Raw genomic sequence first — 18,637 nt, forward strand, 5'->3', positions numbered from 1 at the left:
GCGTCGTGAGTTGTGGCGGAGTTATTCGTTATCGTTTCTTTTGGAATCTTTAATCAACGATTAGAAAACCCAAAGGAGAATAGAAAATGAAACAAAAGAATCAACCGAGTATTTTAGAAGCGAGTTTAGTTTTAATCCTCATTATTGCCAGTATTGCATTAGGTGTGATTGTCTTAAAAATCTCACCGAGTATTGCTATTTTAGCATCAATTGCGGTGGTGATGATTTATGCTGTGATTAAGAAAGTACCATTTGATCAAATCAATCGCGGTATTATTCAAGGAATTAAACCAGGCATTATTCCTATTTTTATTTTTTTGTTAATTGGTGCATTAATTGCAGTGTGGATTCAAGCAGGTATTATTCCAACACTAATGGTTTATGGCTTTAAAATTATTAGTGTTAAATGGTTTGTCCCGTCGATTTTTATCGTCTGTGCGATCGTTGGCAGTGCGGTCGGTAGTGCCTTTACCGTGATGTCGACCGTTGGTATTGCCTTTTTTGGAATAGGAATTACATTGGGGATTCATCCACCATTACTTGTAGGTGCGATTGCGTCAGGTGCGATTTTTGGGGATAAAATGTCGCCATTATCGGAATCAACCAACTTAGCGGCAGCGATTGCGGAAGTTGATTTATTTAAACACATTCAAAATATGTTGTGGTCAACGGTCCCAGCATTTGTCGTCTCTTTAATTTTATTTGCTATTTTTGGCGTATCAGACAATGCGGTTCAATTATCTGAAATTAATGAAGTGGTCTCGGTGCTAGAGCGTAACTTTACTGTGTCACTATGGGCATTAGTCCCAATTGGCTTTATGTTCTTTTGTGCATGGAAAAAAATCCCTGCAATCTTGACGATTTTATTGAACGTGGGAATTGCTATTCTATTTATTATTGTCCAATCACCGGAGACACCGATTACGCAAATCGCGACCTTTATCGAATCGGGATTTGTCTCTGAAACGGGTAATCAACAAATTGATTTGTTGTTATCACGTGGTGGTCTAGCTAGTATGATGCCGACCGTTTCTTTAATTATTTTGACGTTGTCGTTGGGTGGATTATTAATGGAAACGAACTTAATTTCAACGGTGATGGCTGTGGTTGCAACGAAAATTCAATCGGGTTCTGGAACGATTGTTGTGAGCTTACTAACATCAATTGGGGTCAATATCTTTATCGGTGAACAATTCTTGTCAGTGATTTTACCAGGAAATGCGTTTAAAGAGGTTTACCGTGAAAAGAAAATTGATTTAGTCGTTTTAAGTCGCGTCTTAGAAGATGGTGGAACGGTGATTAACTACTTGATCCCTTGGGGAATTGCCGGCAGTTTTGTCGCGAGTACTTTTGGGGTACCAACATTAACGTACTTACCATTTGTCTTCTTTAGTTTACTTTCGCCCGTCTTTTCGCTGATTAGCGCTCTAACAGGAATTGGCGTGACATACTTAGATGAACAAGCCCAGAAGAAGAAATTTTTTAGCGTAAAATAAATTGAGAAAGAAATCACTGTAGCTAGTGGTTTCTTTTTTTTTTGTATCGCAAAAGGAAACTTTCGCTACTTAAAGTTAACAAGAACTCCTTTGCTGTTTTTTCTTAAACACTTTATAATATAGAAAGTAGAGGATGTGGGCAAGTGAAAATTGGACAAATTGTGAGCGAAAAAAGAAAAGAAAAAGGCTTAACGCAACAAGAATTAGCCGATTTTATTGGTGTATCAAAAGCGTCGGTTTCAAAATGGGAAAACGATATGACCTATCCAGATATTACGTTACTACCATTGTTAGCTGCTTTTTTTGATATTACGATGGACCAACTATTGGATTATCATTCCCAATTAACGACCGATGAGATTAAACGAATTTATCAATTATTACAAAAATCATTACTGAAACAAAGTAGCGAAGAAGTCCTACATGAATTGCGCCGATTAACTCGCCGCTACTATTCTTGTTATCCTTTTGTGTTGCAAATGGGTTTGTTTATTTTGAATCATTTGGATTACTTTTTAAATAAGACCGATAAAAGTTCAATGGCACTTTATATTGAAGAGGCGAGAGAACTCTTTTTGCACGTCAAACAAGGCTCAAAAGATGCCCATATCGTTCAACAAGCTTGTGATTATGAGGCGTATACTTTATTGGCTTTGGAAAAATCTGATGCTGTTTTAGAGCTATTAGGCGAGTATGTTCCTAGCTATTTCCCGAGAGAAAGTTTAATCGCCAATGCTTTTCAACAAAAAGGTGAAATAGAAAAAAGCGATGCGACTTACCAAAGTGCGATTGCGCAATATTTGTTTGTGATGATGAGTGGTTTGACGAATTACTTACAATTGTTAGTCCATGATCTGGATAAGTTCCAAATCACTTATCTGCGTGGGCAAGCGATAGCGGAAGCCTTTGAGCTCGAGCAACTGCATCCAATCAGTTGGTTTAATTTTCAAATATCGGCAGCGACAGGCTTTGCCCAATTGGATCAAAAAGAGATTGTTTTGGAAATTATTGCCAAAGTACCGGGAATAATTACGACATTAAAGACCCCTTTAGTCCTGCATGGCGATGCGTATTTTAATCGAATTGATCCGTGGTTAGAACAGTTAGAACTCGGTCCACAACTACCGAGGGAAGCGTCAAATATCGTATCTGAGTTGTTAGCCATTGTATTGGAGCATCCAGCATTTTTCTCTTATCAAGAGGAAGCTGTTTTTCAAAAAATTAAACAAATAAAGGAGCAGTTAGATGAATAATACCCAATTTTTCATTGATAATTTACCACTTTTTATCCCGTTAATTGTTTTGCAAATGGCATTAATGGTTACCGCAGTTATCCACGTTTTAAAACATCCAAACTATCGCTTTGGTAATAAAGCACTTTGGTTAATCATTGTTATTGTATTACAGATTGTCGGACCGGTGATTTATTTTGTATTTGGTCGAGGTGATTCTGAGTGAATGTCCTTGAGGTGAGAGCAGTCTCTAAGCAATACGGGAGTAAGAAAGTATTAAAAGATTTGTCTTTTTCCATTCCTAGAGGCGCTATTTTTGGTTTTGTCGGTGAGAATGGCGCCGGAAAAACGACAACGATGAAATTGATTTTAGGTTTAGATGAAATGACATCAGGAGAGATTTATATTAATGGCGAAAAAGTTCGTTTTGGCGAAACGGCAACCAATCGAATGACCGGATATTTGCCAGATGTACCTGAATTTTACGATTACATGACAAGTACGGATTATTTAATGTTATGCGCTGAAATTACACAAATTCCTAAAAATAAACGACAAGCACGCGTAGCAGAAATGCTCTCTTTAGTCGGGCTGGAACAGAGTAAGAGTAAAATTAAAGGTTTCTCTCGCGGGATGAAGCAACGTTTAGGGATTGCGCAAGCGCTGCTGAATGAACCGGAATTTCTGATTTGTGATGAGCCCACTTCGGCTTTAGATCCAAGTGGTAGAAATGAATTCTTAGATTTATTAGCTTCTTTAAAAAACCGTGTCACGATTTTGTTTTCGACCCATATTTTAAGTGATGTGGAGCGAATTTGTGACCAAGTGGGTATTTTACACAAAGGTAGTTTACAAGTGGTTGGTGAAATTGACGTCTTGAAAGAACGTTACGCTCAACCGCAAATTGAAATTGTTTTTGAAAATACAGGTGAAGCCGAGCAGTTTGTGGAGCAAACAACACAAATCATTAAAGAGCAGCATGAAAGTCAAGTTTTTGTTTCTTACAGCGAGACTTATCCGTTGGCATTTGCAGAGTTGATTGCCCAATTGAGTCAGTTCAATCTAACGGCAAAAAGCATTCGTCATATTGCACCGTCCTTGGAACAAATTTATTTGGAGGTGACAAAATGATGGCGTTTCTTAAGAAAGAGTTATTGGAAGTTTGGCGCACGAAAAAAATAATCCTGTTAGCGGTTATTTTTATGCTTTTTGGTATCATGAGTCCTCTGATTGCCAAACTAACACCTGAAATTGTCAAAATGAGTTTCGGTGAGGATTTCCCAATGACGGCACCGACTTCAATCGATTCCTGGATGCAATTTTATAAAAACATCAACCAAATGGGTGTTTACTTATTTGCGATTATTTTCAGTGGTGTTGTGAATCAAGAAGTTAGCAAAGGCACATTGGTTCCATTAGTCACAAAAGGGTTGAAGCGCCCAATTATTTTATTGAGTAAGGCCATTATGCTTTATATCCAGTGGGGTTTCAGTGTTTTAGTGTCATTTGGGATTACTTATGGCTACACCTGGTATTACTTTCCAGATAATCAGAGTCCTTATCCTTGGTTGGCGATGCTACCATTGTTCATCTTTGGTCTGTTTCTAGTAAGTCTGATACTGTTAGCATCGACAATGACCAAGAGTTCATTTGAAGCGTTGTTGATCATGGTTAGTGTGATGATTATTGGTTATGTGGCGAATCTATTTGAAGTGGTTAAAAATTGGAACCCACTTTCATTAATTGGTCAAAACGTAGCAATTTTAACGGATCGAGCCGTTTTCGTAGACTTATTACCAAGCATGATGCTGACAATTGCTCTTTCAGTTCTTTTTGTTCTATGTAGTCTGATGATTTTTAGAAATAAAAAACTTTAATAAAAAAATTAAAAAGACTAGTATTTCTATTAATTTCAGGTAGAATAGAAGATAGAAAGCGGTTTCAACCAAATGTATAACTTCATATAAAAAAATAAAGAACCCCCAAAGAAAGAGGACAGGAACTTTCTTTGGGGGTTTTGAGCGTTTTTATTGAGAAAGTTTAAAATATGCAGTACAATTAGTTCGAATTCGAAATAAAATTAAGGGGCGATTATTTATGAATCGACAAGATAAGAGTCTAAAGGCACTAATTGCCATTTTACGGACAAGTGGTGCATTAGAAAACATAGTACGTAAAGATGTGAGTTGCAATAACTTAAACCTAACTGAATTTTCTGTACTAGAACTACTTTACCATAAAGGGCCACAAACAATCCAAACAATCAAAAATAAAATTTTAATTGCAAGTAGTAGTACGACGTATGTCATTGATCAATTAGTTAAGAAAGGCCATGTCCAACGTGAAATTTGTCAGGAAGACAAACGCGTGACTTATGTTGGAATTACCGAAGAAGGTAAGAAATTAATGGACGATATTTTTCCAAAACATGCTGAGCGAATTGAAACCTATTTTGAACAATTAACAGAAGATGAGTTGGTTCAATTGAAAGTATTGTTGAAAAAAGTCAATCAGTAAGAAAAAGGAGTGTCATATTTAATGAAACAAGAACAATTACCATTAGGAATACACCACGTAACAGCAATCACAAGTGATATTGTGAAGAACTATGAATTTTTTACAAATGTATTAGGCATGCGTCTACTGAAAAAAAGCGTAAACCAAGATGATATCCATACCTATCACACTTATTATGGGGATGATGAAGGAACACCGGGAACCGCGATGACTTTCTTTGATTTTCCAAACATTCCAAAAGGGATCAAAGGTAACAATGCCATCACTCGTACAAGTTTCCGTGTCCCAAATGATGCGAGTTTAACTTACTATAAAGAACGCTTTGAAGAATTCGGTGTACAACACGGTGAAATTACCGAAGAATTTGGTGTGAAAGTCTTACATTTCTCTGATTTTGATGACCAAAATTATCAACTCATTTCAGATGAAAACAACAAAGGGATGAAACCAGGGATTCCTTGGAAGAAAGGTCCAGTACCAGCAGAATTTGCGATTTATGGTTTAGGTCCAGTTGAAATAACGATTAGCTATTTCAAAGATTTTAAAGAAATTTTTGAAGCATTGTTTACTTTCAAAGAAATCGCCCACGAAGGCAATCGCTACTTATTAGAAGTTGGCGAAGGTGGAAATGGAGCGCAAGTCATCTTAGTTGAAGATAAAGAAACACCAAATGGTCGTGAAGGTTATGGCGAAGTCCATCACTTAGCTTTTCGTTTGAAAGATGTTGAAGCCATCCATGCTTGGAAAGAGCAATTAAACCGTGCAGGATTAGGGAACTCTGGACATGTAGAGCGATTTTATTTTGAATCATTATATGTGAGAATTGGCCATATTTTAGTCGAATTTGCAACGGATGCACCAGGATTTATGACGGATGAACCTTATGAAACACTCGGTGAAAGTCTAGCTTTACCACCATTTTTAGAGCCAAATCGTGAATATATCGAAAGCCAAGTGAAACCTTTTAATACGAAACGGGAGGGATAAGCATGCATGTCCTGTCGTCGGATCAATTAACTCAAAGAGAAAATTACAAATTATTAATTGGTTCCATTATTCCACGTCCAGTTGCGTTGGTTACAACAGAATCTTCAACAGGTGTCTTGAATATTGCGCCTTTTAGTTTTTTTAATATTGTTAGTTCTGATCCAGCGATAGTATCGATTGCGATTCAACGCAAAAATGGAGAAGAAAAGGACACCGCTCGTAATTTTCGAGAAAAAGGCCAAGGTGTCATTCATATTTTAGATGAAGAGAATGTGCATGAAGCCAACCAAACGGCAGCTGCGCTTGAGCCACATGAAAGCGAACTAAGCGTCGCTGATTTTGAAGTCGTGCCATCTGAGAGTGTTCAGACACCGGCTTTAAAAGAAGCTAAGATACGTTTAGAAGTAACCGTTCATGACCGAATTGAAATAAAAAAAGAGCAACAAGTAACGGCCGATTTGTTCTTATTAAAGGTTGAAAAATACGTGATTGCTGAATCTGTTTATGAAGAAGGCAAAATTGATCCGGAAAAATTAGCCCCAATCAGTCGTCTAGCAGGCCATGACTATAGCAAATTAGGTGAAATATTTACCTTAATTCGTCCCAATTAAATAAAAAGCGATAACGAACAAAAGTTATCGCTTTTTTGGTCTTTCTTGATGGCTATCAAGTTCTTTCATTCCGAAAGCAGTTATATTAAGGGCAAGAGAGAGAAAGAAGGGATTTAGAATGAAGTTACAACGATGGGTTAAAAAATATTTAAATACCATTATTCTAATAAGTGGGGGACTTGTAACAATCGGTTTATTGAGTGATTATGTCTTTCATATAGAGATGCTTGGTTTATGGTCAATGATTATTGCTTCAATCATCGGTGCGTTACCGATTACGATTCAAGCCTACCAAAGCTTAAGAAATAAGGTCATTAGTATTGAATTACTTGTTTTAATTGCAGTTATTGGGGCTTTTTTTATTCAAGAATATCATGAGTCAGCGATTGTCACATTCTTATTTTTATTTGGTGCCTATTTAGAAAGACGCACGATTCAAAAGACGCGAGATTCAGTGAAAAGCTTAATTGCGATGGCGCCAACAACGGCACTTGTCCTGGATGAGGAAGGAGAAGCAGAGGAGGTTGAAATTGATTTTGTCGATGAAGGCGATCGTTTACTCATTAAAACCGGTGCACAAGTTCCAGTCGATGGGGTTGTCCTGTTTGGTGAAGGATTCATCGATGAGGCTAGCGTGACAGGGGAATCCTTTCCAGTTAAGAAAAAAATCGGTGATAACGTCTTTGCTGGCACGATTTTAACGAATGGAACCTTGCAAGTCGAGGCCGAAAGAGTTGGGGAAGATACGACATTTGGTAAAATTATTGAATTAGTGGAAGAGGCGCAAGATAGCAAATCGGTCATGGAAAAATTCATTAATAAATTTGCCAAATACTATACACCGGCTGTGATTATTTTTGCACTTGCTACGTATTTGTTGACACGTGATATTCGCTTAGCAATAACCGTCTTAGTCCTTGGTTGTCCTGGAGCGCTTGTGATTGGTGTTCCAGTATCAAACGTTACAGGCATTGGAAACGGTGCTAAAAATGGTGTCTTAATCAAAGGTGGCGAGGTGCTTGATCGAATGAATCAGGTAGATACGATGGTCTTTGATAAAACAGGCACGTTAACGCAAGGGAAAACAGCAGTCACAACGTTTCTTTCAGTCGGTAAAAATGAGCAACAAGGAAGAGCGTATTTAGCAGCCATTGAAAAAGAATCCGATCATCCACTCGCTCAAGCAATCGTTAGCTATTTAGGTGAAACTCAAAGTTACGTTGTTGAGCAAACCGTGACACTTGAAGGGCGAGGAATTCAAGGGATGGTTGACCAAAAAGAAGTATTGATTGGCAATGAACGATTACTGATAGAAAAGAATATCACTGTAACAAGCGTGGAGAGTCGACAAATTGATGCGATTAAATTACAAGGCAACTCGATTGTATTAGTCGCAATTGAAGGACGATTACAATTTATCATTGGTGTTTCGGATGTGATTCGTCCAGAAGCCAAAGATGCGCTAACTCGTCTTCGGAAAATGGGGATTAAACGCTTTGTCATGCTGACAGGTGATCACAAAATGACCGCTCAAGCAGTGGCAAAAGAACTGGGGATTGATGAAGTACATGCTGAATTATTACCAGAAGATAAAGTGCGCGAAGTGCAAAAATTAAAAGACAACGGGCATGTCGTGGCATTTGTCGGAGATGGGATTAACGATTCGCCATCCATTGCTTTAGCCGATATCGGGATTGCCATGGGATCAGGTACCGATGTGGCGGTAGAAACATCCGACATCGTTTTGATGCGCTCGAGTTTTGAAGAGCTTGTTCATGCTTATGGTTTAACCAAAGCCACAATTGCCAATATGCGCCAAAATATCTTTATTGCATTAGCCACCGTGGCCTTTCTTTTTGTCGGATTATTTGCCGGTTGGATTTATATGGCGTCGGGGATGTTTGTCCATGAAGCATCGATTTTAGTGGTGATCTTTAATGGCTTACGTTTAGTAAAATATAAACAAAAATAAAAACTCGGTGACTCCTGGCTAATCCAAGAGTCATCGAGTTTTGTTGCTAGTATTTATGGGAAAGCGGGATCCGTGTTACGAACAATTCGAATGTCTTCAAATTCTTGCTCCCACATGACGCCATCGGATAAGTGATAAGCCGTAATATAAGCATCGTCAGAGTTATCAAAATCGTATGAAATATCAATCCAATTATTTTTTAGTGGTTTCACACTATACGTTCCAGTTCGAGCATCGCCACGTCCATCGGAGTAAAGTTCAAAGGTGCCGTCTGGATTGTAATTCCATGTATTATGGAATTCCGTTCCTTCCACGATAGTCCATGTGCCTAAAACGTTCCGAGAAAAATCGACCGGTTCATTTTGGTAATTTGCTTGGAAAACATCGCTGTTAATTGTATTGGCTATATCTGTTGAACGCGTAAATTGTCCGAGATAACCAAAGCCCATTTTCGTAGAGTCTTTATTGAAATTTGCGATAAAATAAGTGCCGATACCACCAATGTTTTGGTTGAAGCCGTAAAGTTTAATCATTTTTGTTTGATCAAAATCGGCACCAACTGTAAAGGTTCCAGAACTGTTAATGGCTCCATCTAAAGCCCAATTACCAGCACGATCAATCGTTAAGGATTGGTCATCTTGTACCCAAGTACCGACAAGATTGGCACGTGTATAGACAGGGATTGGTTTTTCAGAACTGCTTGTAGGTGGTTTTGGTGTTTCAGAACTCGGTTTCGTTGACGTTTCTTTCGTTGTAGAAGGTGTCTCTACAACTGTTGTGGTTTCAGTAGTGGTTGAAGATTCTGTTGGTGGAGTGGGTGTCGGTCGGGAACAAGCGCCAAAAGCGAATAGAACCAGTAATAATGAAAGCTTTTTCATTTTAACCATCTCCTTTACCCTATTATAATCCTTTTCTTTCCTAATCAAAAACAATATGGTATAACAGTTAAGGATACTTTAAGGAGGAATTTTTGTGAAGATCAATCAACGTGTTCAAGATACAATGTATGTCACATTAGGAGCTTTTGTCTTAGCATTAGCTGTAAATATTGTTTATTTACCAAACCAAATTGTTGCTGGAGGCGCAAGTGGTTTGAGTATTATTTTAAATTCTTTATTTGGCTGGGATGTTGCAATGACGCTTTATGCGATTAATGTCCCGCTCCTCGTATTATGTTTTTTGTTACTAGGTAAAGAAGTAGGCTTAAAAACCATTTATGGTAGCTTAGTCAATCCTTTTTTTATTTGGTTAACCGCAAGTGTACCGCCATTAACTAATAATATTTTCTTAGCAGCTCTTTATGGTGGGATTTTAACAGGATTAGGTCTAGGATTGGTTTTTCGTGGGAATGCTTCAACAGGTGGTTCAGCCATTGTGACACAAATTGTCAGCAAGTACTTTAACATGTCACTCGGTGTCGCAGTCTTTATCGTTGATGGGATTATTATTGCCGGCGCGTTATTTGCTTTTCCAAAAGATACCGTACTGTTTTCAGTGATTAGTTTATTTATTATCGGTAGAGTAGTCGATCGGATTCAAGTCGGGATGTCACGTTCAAAGAATCTTTTTATTATTTCCAAAAAATACGAAGCGATTCACACTTTATTCATCAAGGAACTGGATAAAGGGGTAACCTTAATACCGATTGAAGGTGGATTTTCAAAAGATGCGGGTAATTTATTAATGACAGTCATACCAGAAAGGGATTTTGTTCAAGTTAAAGAAGCAATTTTAGCGATTGACGAAGCAGCCTTTTTTGTCAGTCTAGATGCCAGCGAAGTCAACGGACGTGGTTTTAGTTTAAAACGAATTATGGAAGATTATAGCGTTGATGTTTAATCAATAAAAAAAGGATGTGACCTCGGTCACATCCTTTTTGTTATACGAACATTTGATAGAGCAACGGGTGTCTAGAGTTTGCTCCTGTAGCATGGTTGCTCAGAGTGACCCGACTTTTGTCAGATCTTGTCTAACTTATTCATCTTTTGGTAATTGGTTGTTTAAATCCGTCCGAACGACTAAGACGTCACATGGTGCATGACGAATCACATATTCAGAAACAGAACCAATGAATAGACGCTCAACGGCATTTAGCCCAGTAGCACCTAGTAAAATTAAATCGATTTGATGCTCGTCAGGAATGTACTTAGCGATAACGGTTTTTGGAGAACCGTATTCGATTAAAGTTTTGACGTTTTCGACTCCTTGTTTATGAGCCATCTCTTCATATTCTTTGAGCGATGTCTTAGCCATATCGGTTGCTTGTTCTGCTAACATCGTATCGAAGGAAGTCATCGTTTGAAAGGCACGGGCATCAATTACATGTAGTAACAATAACTCTGCCTGATTTCGTTTTGCAACGTTTAATGCTTTCTTAAAGGCTAATTCTGCTTCTTGGGAACCATCGACGGCTACCATAATTCGACTATACTGTTGTAACATACGAACCACATCCTTTTCATCCTTTTCTTTATTGTAAACCTTTTCAGATAAAATGCCAAATAACTAGACAGGGATTATTTAATTTTTTTTGAAAATTGGTAGCTAAATGTCGCGGAAGCCAGCATCATCAAGGCTAAGAAGTAAAGCGTCATTTCCTTGGTAGCAAAGGGAATTAAGAAGAAAGCGATCAGTCCTAATCCGAGAAAAATGATACTATACGTTTGTAAAAATTGTTTATTTACGAGGCTGTCGTCTGCAAGTAGCGCAAGGAAAATCGACTGTTTTTTAAATAGTAGAAAACTAAAGAGTAGAAGTACGAGACCAATTAAAACTAAAATAGCAAGAATCATGATATATTTTCCTTTCAAAATGTAGTAACTTTAGTATAGAAGATGCTCATGTTGGAAGCAAATGTTTCCTAGGCATTTTGAAAGCTATTTTTTAAAATGTTTTTTATAATGATAAGGAAGAGGAGTGAAGAAATGAAAGTATTTGAACATTTTGAAAAAACAATTGGAATCGCTGTAGATATTATGATTGGTATTTTAGTGTTAGCTGTTTCCATTGCGATGGGGGAAGGCGTATTTAAAATTGTCCAACACGTCTTAATGATTAATCTTCAAGGCGATGCGAATTACATTATTGAAGAAATAGCGACTATTTTTATTTTATTAGAAATTATATTGATGTTATTACGTTATATTAAAGAAGGACATCACATTCCAGTTCGCTATTTAGTATTAATCAGCATGACTGCGATTTTAAGAGAATTACTACTTGAGCATGGTGGCGGTAGCGAAACCATTTTCCTATCTGTAGCTATTTTAATCTTAGTTCTTGTATTATACCTATTTGAAAAAATGACCTCATTCACATCGATCCATTCAGAAAGTGACGAGAAAATCTAGGTTATTTTAAAGGCGTTTAGCTGAATGTTATTCATACCGCATAAAAATCGTGCATCATTCTACGATTTTTGTGCGGTATTTTGTCTGCTTTAAAAAGCAATCAAAGAGCCTGCCAATATATTTTTACATAAAAAAACCCCTCATTTTCATGAGAGGTTCATTTTAAAAAAAGATGGGTCTTCCGTTAATGCCGTTTCTTGTCCCGGAGTATTGATCCCGCAAGTTTTAACAAGTGGGTTCCACGGTCGAAGTATTGAACTACCAAGTGAAAAGGCATGTTACTAACTCGAACACCGGACGGATCCCGAGGTATCAATAAATATGTTCGGTCAACACTAAAGAGGGATAACTCGCACATTACAGACTTCCCACTTACATAATAGCATAGGATTTCAAAACACGCAACCGCCATCCATTAGTGATGGAAGCGCTATTTATTCTTTTTCTTTTTCCAATCAGCGATTTGATTTAAACGAAAAGCTAAGGCTTGTTCATATTTACCAGTCTTTTTTGGTAAATAATAGCGTGCATGCTTGAGTTTGTCGGGTAAATATTGTTGTTGAACCCAACCGTTTTCAAAATTATGCGGGTATTGATAACCAATCCCTCGGCCTAAATCACTTGCTCCCTGGTAGTGGCTGTCTTGTAAGTGACTAGGAATAAATCCGGCGTGACCTTTTCGAATATCTGCTAAGGCAGCATCAATACTTGTGACCGCAGTATTTGATTTCGGTGATAAGCATAAATCAATCACGGTTTGAGCTAAGGGAATACGCGCTTCTGGAAAGCCCAGTTTCTCGGAAGCAAGGACGGCGTTGACGGTTCGTGAAGCAGCTCCTGGATTGGCTAATCCAATATCTTCATAGGCAATCACAAGCAGTCTACGACAAATAATCGGTAAATCGCCTGCTTCGACTAGTCGGGCTAAATAATGCAAGGCGGCATCGACATCACTTCCACGAATTGATTTTTGAAACGCTGAAATCACATCATAATGCGCATCACCGCCCTTATCGTGTGTGAGTGATTTTCGTTGCAAGCACTCTTCGATAACCTTTAAGGTGACAACAATCGTGCCTTCATCGTCAGGAAGTGTCGAGCGAACTGCAAGTTCTAGCCCGTTTAAGGCACTACGTAAATCACCATGGGTTGTGCGTGATAAATGGAGGAGTGCATCGTCTTCAATGCGAATCGCTTGGTTTCCAAGGCCGTTTTCTTTATCGACTAATGCACGTTCAATGGCCTTAATAATCTCGTCTTCATTCAATGGTTTGACTTCAAAAATTTGTGTTCGACTACGAATCGCAGGGTTAATCGAGATATAAGGGTTTTCTGTCGTGGCACCAATTAAGATAATGCGCCCACTTTCTAAATGGGGCAGTAAGAAGTCTTGTTTGGTTTTATCTAAGCGATGAATCTCATCTAATAATAAAATAACTGAGCCGCTCATTTTGCCTTCTTCAGCGACGACTTGTAAGTCTTTTTTTGTATCAGTTGCGGCATTTAACATCCGAAAAGCATAGCGAGTTGATCCAGCAATGGCACTGGCAATACTCGTTTTACCTGTGCCAGGCGGGCCATATAAAATCATCGAAGAAAGCATTTTTGCCTGAATCATTCGATAAATAATCTTACCGGGAGCGACGAGGTGCTGTTGCCCCACAACTTCCTCTAAGTTTTTTGGTCGCATTCGGTAGGCAAGAGGTTTTTGCATGAAAATCCACCTTTCAAATCCATTTCTTAAAAAGAGTATAACATAAGGTGAGAAACGGCTGTATTTTTTGAGAAAGTCAGGCATTGGGCATAGCGTAATAGCAAGGAATTGTGTATCATGAAAGTAACGTATACTGGACGAAATCGTTTGTGGCAATAATGAACAAATACACAGTCGACAGTACAAAAAATATAGAAAAGAGGAAAAAGTAATGGCAAAAGAATCGATGCTAACTTTTTTAGATGAACAATTAAACAAAAAATTAACAGACTATGATGTGGCGATTGATTGGGAACCAAAAAATCATACAATTGAATTGGTCTTTTTATTATTCGCTGAAAACAAAGAACAATGGATGATCGATGATACAGAAGGAACGGGATCTTCAGAAGAGGTCATCGAATTTGAAGATGGTATTTTATTATATAATCCAACAAAATCAAAAATTAACGAAGAGGATCATTTAGCATGTCTTCCTTTTGAAGGAAAAAAAGGCATGAAAAAACAAGAATTACTTGGTCTAGTTGATTACATCAAAGAAATTTTAGACGAGGGGCAAGGGGCGCTACTCGACTTTTTAGACGAAGAAGGTTCAGAAGTCTTTGAATTACAGTTCGACAAAGCTCGTTACGAAGCATGTGTTGCACAATACGCAGGACAAGAGCAATTTATCGCATACCCAAGTTATTAAAAAGGAGACAACAACATGAAGTGGAATGAAGTCAAGGTCGAAACGGCAAGTGAAGCAGTTGAGGCGATAGCAAATATCTTAATGGAAGCTGGAGCGAGTGGTGTTGCCATTGAAGATACGTTAGATATTGAAAATTTTAAAAGCGATGCCTACGGAGAGTTATTAGATAAAGAAACCTATACAGGCTTAGAAGAAGGCGCTTTGGTGATGGCTTATTTCCCTGAAACAATCTTTTTACCTGAGATTTTACCGTTTATCACAAGTCAAATTACAAAACTACCTGAATTCGGTTTGGCAATTGGAAAAAATGAAATAACTGTTAGCGAAGTGCAAGATGAAAATTGGGCGACTGCTTGGAAAAAATACTACCATCCTGTGCGTGTGACACGTTATTTAACGATTGTCCCAAGTTGGGAAACGTACGAAGCCCTTGATCCAAATGAAAAAATTATTACGCTGGATCCAGGCATGGCATTTGGGACGGGAACGCATCCAACGACGAATCTGACATTACAAGCATTAGAAGTGAGCTTACGTGGCGGCGAAACCGTATTGGATGTTGGAACGGGTTCAGGTGTTTTAAGTATTGCGAGTAAATATCTAGGAGCCAAAGACGTTTACGCCTATGACTTAGACGAAGTTGCTGTTCGTGCAGCGAAAGAAAACATGGACTTAAATGAAATTGCTAAAGATGTTCACGTTTCAGCCAATGATTTATTAAAAGATGTGACGGTTGAAGCAGATATCATTGTAGCGAATATTTTGGCGGACATTATTTTACTGATGATTCCAGATGCTTGGCGTTTGCTTAAACAAACAGGGAAATTGATAGTGTCAGGAATTATTGCAGATAAAAAGAATTTAGTGATCGACGCGATGGAAGCACAAGGCTTTATCGTGGAAGAAATCTTACAACAAAAAGATTGGTTTGCGATTATTCTAGGAAAACCAGAGGACGAGTAAATGCAACGCTATTTTATCAATGAAGATTATCAAGTCAAAGCACGTTATCAAACTGAAGGAAATGATTACCACCATATGATTCGCGTCATGCGTATGGCAATTGGTGATCAAGTTTATTTAGCTTTTTCCAATCAAGTGTCGATTATCGCCGAGATTACCGAAATCTTAGAAGATCGCGTGGAATTAAAAGAAATTGCTAAAGAAGAACAAACCAAAGAATTACCAGTCCAAATCACGATTGCTTCGGGGTACCCAAAAGGAGACAAGCTGGATTTGATTTTTCAAAAAGCAACCGAATTAGGAGCGCATGATTTAATCGGCTTTCCGGCTCAAAGTTCCGTCGTTAAGTGGGATGATAAGAAATTAAAAAAGAAACAGCAACGATTGTCAAAAATTGTCGAAGAGGCTGCAGAGCAATCACATCGCCAACTCGTACCCAACGTCACGCTATATGCGGGAAAAGAAGCGTTTTATCAACAATTACCGACATATGATCAGATTATTGTGGCTTATGAAGAATCTGCCAAGCAAGGTGAAAAAAGTCGGTTAGCTCAAGTTTTTCAATCGCTACAGCCGGGACAACGTGTGTTAGCTATTTTTGGTCCTGAAGGGGGCTTAACGGCAAAAGAAATCGAAACATTTACACAAGCTGGCGCTCATTTATGTGGCTTAGGTCCGAGAATTTTACGTTGTGAAACAGCACCACTTTATTTGTTAGGCGCTGCGAGTTACCAATTCGAATTGCAATAATAGACAAAGGAAACAAATTTGAAAAAAGTGGCTAAAATTTGTATAATTAAGTGATAGACGCGAGAGAAAAACGAAAATAGACTCAATCATGTCTGGGAGTTTCCCAGACATTTTTATTAAGGAGGGTTCCAAATGGCAAAAGAAGTGATTTTAACGGGGCCAAATGTGATTAAACTTGTTTCATATTATATGAGTGAAAAGCATACTGCCTTTGTTCAAAAAGCACTAGATTTTGCGACAAAGGCCCATGAAGGTCAATTTCGCAAATCAGGGGAACCGTATATTATCCACCCAATTCAAGTAGCAGGTATCTTAGCAGAGTTACATATGGATCCACATACCGTCGCAACGGGCTTCTTACATGATGTGGTTGAAGATACGGATTACACACTTGAAGATTTAGAAGCAGAATTCGGTAAAGACGTAGCGATGTTAGTCGATGGCGTAACAAAGCTAGGGAAAATTAAATACAAATCACATGAAGAACAATTAGCAGAAAATCACCGTAAGATGTTAATCGCCATGGCGCAAGATTTACGTGTCATTATGGTTAAATTAGCTGACCGTTTGCATAATTTGCGAACGCTAGGTCATTTACGTGAAGATAAGCAACGTCGAATTGCCCAAGAAACAATGGAAATCTATGCGCCATTGGCTCACCGGCTGGGGATTAGTCGAATTAAATGGGAATTAGAAGACCGCTCGTTACGTTATTTACATCCAAATCAGTACTATCGAATTGTTCATTTAATGCAAACAAAACGAGAAGAACGAGAAGCATACGTGGAAGAAACGGTCGAAGAAATTCGCATCGCGACAGAAGAACTCGATATCTATGCTGAAATTTATGGTCGACCAAAACACATTTATTCGATTTATCGGAAAATGGTTGATAAGAAAAAACAATTTGACGAGATTTATGATTTGTTGGCCATCCGTGTCATAGTCGATTCAATTAAAGATTGTTACGCTGTTTTAGGGACGATTCATACAAAATGGAAACCGATGCCCGGGCGTTTTAAAGATTACATTGCGATGCCAAAAGCCAACATGTATCAATCACTCCATACGACTGTAATCGGACCAAAAGGCAATCCTGTTGAAATCCAAATTCGTACGCATGAGATGCATGAAATTGCCGAATTTGGGGTTGCCGCTCACTGGGCGTATAAAGAAGGTGTCATTGAAAAGTCTAAGCCAGATAAAATGACACAACATGTCGGATGGTTTAAAGAACTATTAGAGTTACAAGATGAAAGCTACGATGCATCTGAATTTATGGAAGGTGTAAAAGGCGATATCTTTAGTGATAAAGTGTATGTTTTTACACCTAAAGGCGATGTAACAGAATTACCACAAGGGTCTGGCCCACTTGATTTTGCCTACAATGTCCATACGGATGTGGGGAATAAAACAGTTGGCGCCAAGATCAATGGCAAAATGGTTCAGCTTGATTATAAACTTAAAAATGGGGATATCGTTGAAATTTTAACTTCCGCTAATTCATTTGGTCCGAGCCGTGACTGGATAAAACTTGTCGCAACGAGTAAAGCGAAAAACAAAATTCGTCGTTTCTTTAAAACACAAGATCGTGATGGAAACGTTGAAAAAGGACGCGAATCGGTCGTTAAGTGCTTACTTGACATGGGCTTTGTACCAAAAGAAATTCTAAGTAAAACACGCTTGCAAGAAGTCATTGGTCGCTACAATTATCAATCGGAAGAAGACCTGTATGCAGCGATTGGTTATGGTGAGTTGAGTCCTTTAACTTTCGCAAATCGCATGACTGAAAACGAACGAAAAGAAATTCAACAAGAAAAAGAAAAACAAAAGATTCAAGAAATGGTCAATCAACCAGCTGAAAAAAAATCAGACAAGATGAAGATTCGTCATGAAGGTGGCGTTGTTATTCAAGGCGTTCAAAACTTATTGATTCGCATCAGTCGTTGTTGTAATCCTGTACCAGGAGATCAAATAGTAGGATATATTACGAAAGGCCGAGGGATTTCAATTCACCGTGCCGATTGTCCGAATATTTTAAATTCAAGTGAAAATCAAGACCGTTTGATTGAAGTCGAATGGGAAGATGCGGGGAACAGCAAAAAAGAATACGATGCCGATTTAGAAATTTATGGGTTTGATCGTTCTGGTTTATTAAATGATGTTTTACAAGTCGTTAATACCTTGACCAAACGTGTTTCAAGCGTCGAAGCACGTACGGATAAAGAAAAAAATGCGATTATTCGGATTACGGTTGCGATTCAAAATTTAGATCATCTACAACAAATTGTGACGAAACTTAAACAAATACCAGACGTCTATAGCGTTGATCGAACGAAAGGATAAAGCCAAGT

At 38.2% G+C, this 18,637-nt stretch carries 19 protein-coding genes and 1 other RNA gene; 15 read left to right on the plus strand and 5 right to left on the minus strand.

The annotated features are described in order from the left end of the window. Window positions 1-86: 86 nt before the first annotated feature. The 9 genes from nhaC to IEV09_RS09475 all read left to right on the plus strand — a co-directional run bounded on the left by nhaC (window position 87) and on the right by IEV09_RS09475 (window position 8,815). Window positions 87-1,496, plus strand: a complete 1,410-nt coding sequence (gene nhaC / locus IEV09_RS09435; RefSeq protein WP_188368052.1) for a Na+/H+ antiporter NhaC — start codon at window positions 87-89, stop codon at window positions 1,494-1,496. A gap of 143 nt (window positions 1,497-1,639) precedes the next feature. Next, on the plus strand, window positions 1,640-2,749 hold the full coding sequence (locus IEV09_RS09440) for a helix-turn-helix domain-containing protein (RefSeq protein WP_229731698.1): 1,110 nt from the start codon (window positions 1,640-1,642) through the stop codon (window positions 2,747-2,749). Continuing rightward, window positions 2,742-2,954 (plus strand): PLDc N-terminal domain-containing protein, encoded by a 213-nt coding sequence (locus IEV09_RS09445; protein WP_188368053.1) that lies wholly within the window; start codon window positions 2,742-2,744, stop codon window positions 2,952-2,954. Before IEV09_RS09440 ends, IEV09_RS09445 begins: the two co-directional genes overlap by 8 nt. After that, window positions 2,951-3,859: an ABC transporter ATP-binding protein gene (locus tag IEV09_RS09450; RefSeq protein ID WP_188368054.1), complete on the plus strand. Its 909-nt coding sequence runs from the start codon at window positions 2,951-2,953 to the stop codon at window positions 3,857-3,859. Before IEV09_RS09445 ends, IEV09_RS09450 begins: the two co-directional genes overlap by 4 nt. After that, window positions 3,856-4,605 carry an ABC transporter permease gene (locus IEV09_RS09455; RefSeq protein WP_188368055.1) on the plus strand — a complete coding sequence of 250 codons (750 nt, stop codon included), beginning with the start codon at window positions 3,856-3,858 and terminating at the stop codon, window positions 4,603-4,605. The genes IEV09_RS09450 and IEV09_RS09455 overlap by 4 nt, the downstream gene beginning before the upstream one ends. Before the next feature lie 220 nt (window positions 4,606-4,825). Further along, window positions 4,826-5,245, plus strand: a complete 420-nt coding sequence (locus IEV09_RS09460) for a MarR family winged helix-turn-helix transcriptional regulator (protein ID WP_188368056.1) — start codon at window positions 4,826-4,828, stop codon at window positions 5,243-5,245. Window positions 5,246-5,266: 21 nt separating this feature from the next. After that, window positions 5,267-6,232 (plus strand): ring-cleaving dioxygenase, encoded by a 966-nt coding sequence (locus IEV09_RS09465; protein ID WP_188368057.1) that lies wholly within the window; start codon window positions 5,267-5,269, stop codon window positions 6,230-6,232. Window positions 6,233-6,234: 2 nt separating this feature from the next. Continuing rightward, the gene (locus IEV09_RS09470; protein WP_188368058.1) at window positions 6,235-6,843 is read left to right on the plus strand and encodes a flavin reductase family protein; all 609 of its coding nucleotides are present in this window, start codon (window positions 6,235-6,237) and stop codon (window positions 6,841-6,843) included. Between the two features lie 118 nt (window positions 6,844-6,961). Continuing rightward, the gene (locus IEV09_RS09475; protein WP_188368059.1) at window positions 6,962-8,815 is read left to right on the plus strand and encodes a heavy metal translocating P-type ATPase; all 1,854 of its coding nucleotides are present in this window, start codon (window positions 6,962-6,964) and stop codon (window positions 8,813-8,815) included. 53 nt (window positions 8,816-8,868) lie between these two features. Here IEV09_RS09475 and IEV09_RS09480 read toward each other — a convergent pair whose 3' ends face one another. Further along, window positions 8,869-9,693, minus strand: a complete 825-nt coding sequence (locus tag IEV09_RS09480) for a hypothetical protein (protein WP_188368060.1) — start codon at window positions 9,691-9,693, stop codon at window positions 8,869-8,871. Window positions 9,694-9,817: 124 nt separating this feature from the next. Between IEV09_RS09480 and IEV09_RS09485 the strand changes: the two genes are divergently transcribed. Beyond that, window positions 9,818-10,654, plus strand: a complete 837-nt coding sequence (locus IEV09_RS09485; protein ID WP_188368141.1) for a YitT family protein — start codon at window positions 9,818-9,820, stop codon at window positions 10,652-10,654. A gap of 135 nt (window positions 10,655-10,789) precedes the next feature. On the opposite strand, the gene IEV09_RS09490 is transcribed toward IEV09_RS09485, so the two are convergent. Together IEV09_RS09490 and IEV09_RS09495 are read right to left on the minus strand one after the other, a co-directional pair. Beyond that, entirely contained in the window at window positions 10,790-11,257 is a 468-nt protein-coding gene (locus tag IEV09_RS09490; RefSeq protein ID WP_188368061.1) for a universal stress protein, read from the minus strand. Between the two features lie 74 nt (window positions 11,258-11,331). Continuing rightward, the gene (locus IEV09_RS09495) at window positions 11,332-11,607 is read right to left on the minus strand and encodes a hypothetical protein (RefSeq protein WP_188368062.1); all 276 of its coding nucleotides are present in this window, start codon (window positions 11,605-11,607) and stop codon (window positions 11,332-11,334) included. Between the two features lie 132 nt (window positions 11,608-11,739). On the opposite strand from IEV09_RS09495, the gene IEV09_RS09500 reads away from it, so the two are divergent. After that, window positions 11,740-12,165, plus strand: coding sequence for a phosphate-starvation-inducible PsiE family protein (locus tag IEV09_RS09500; protein WP_188368063.1), 426 nt, complete (start codon window positions 11,740-11,742; stop codon window positions 12,163-12,165). A gap of 174 nt (window positions 12,166-12,339) precedes the next feature. Here the strand turns inward: IEV09_RS09500 and ssrS are convergent. Then, window positions 12,340-12,534, minus strand: a non-coding RNA gene (gene ssrS, locus IEV09_RS09505) — 6S RNA. Between the two features lie 61 nt (window positions 12,535-12,595). Next, the gene (locus IEV09_RS09510) at window positions 12,596-13,879 is read right to left on the minus strand and encodes a replication-associated recombination protein A (RefSeq protein ID WP_188368064.1); all 1,284 of its coding nucleotides are present in this window, start codon (window positions 13,877-13,879) and stop codon (window positions 12,596-12,598) included. A 211-nt stretch (window positions 13,880-14,090) separates the two neighbouring features. Between IEV09_RS09510 and IEV09_RS09515 the strand changes: the two genes are divergently transcribed. The 4 genes from IEV09_RS09515 (at window position 14,091) to IEV09_RS09530 (ending at window position 18,629) form a co-directional block, all read left to right on the plus strand. Continuing rightward, complete coding sequence (locus tag IEV09_RS09515) at window positions 14,091-14,570, plus strand: DUF3013 family protein (protein ID WP_188368065.1); 480 nt, start codon at window positions 14,091-14,093, stop codon at window positions 14,568-14,570. 15 nt (window positions 14,571-14,585) lie between these two features. After that, window positions 14,586-15,533 (plus strand): 50S ribosomal protein L11 methyltransferase, encoded by a 948-nt coding sequence (gene prmA, locus IEV09_RS09520; RefSeq protein ID WP_188368066.1) that lies wholly within the window; start codon window positions 14,586-14,588, stop codon window positions 15,531-15,533. Then, window positions 15,534-16,283, plus strand: coding sequence for a 16S rRNA (uracil(1498)-N(3))-methyltransferase (locus tag IEV09_RS09525; protein ID WP_188368067.1), 750 nt, complete (start codon window positions 15,534-15,536; stop codon window positions 16,281-16,283). It begins immediately after the preceding gene. A gap of 132 nt (window positions 16,284-16,415) precedes the next feature. Further along, window positions 16,416-18,629 (plus strand): RelA/SpoT family protein, encoded by a 2,214-nt coding sequence (locus IEV09_RS09530; protein WP_188368068.1) that lies wholly within the window; start codon window positions 16,416-16,418, stop codon window positions 18,627-18,629. Window positions 18,630-18,637: the final 8 nt, after the last annotated feature.

It is taken from the genome of Enterococcus alcedinis (genome assembly GCF_014635985.1).
GTDB classification, from domain to species: domain Bacteria; phylum Bacillota; class Bacilli; order Lactobacillales; family Enterococcaceae; genus Enterococcus_I; species Enterococcus_I alcedinis.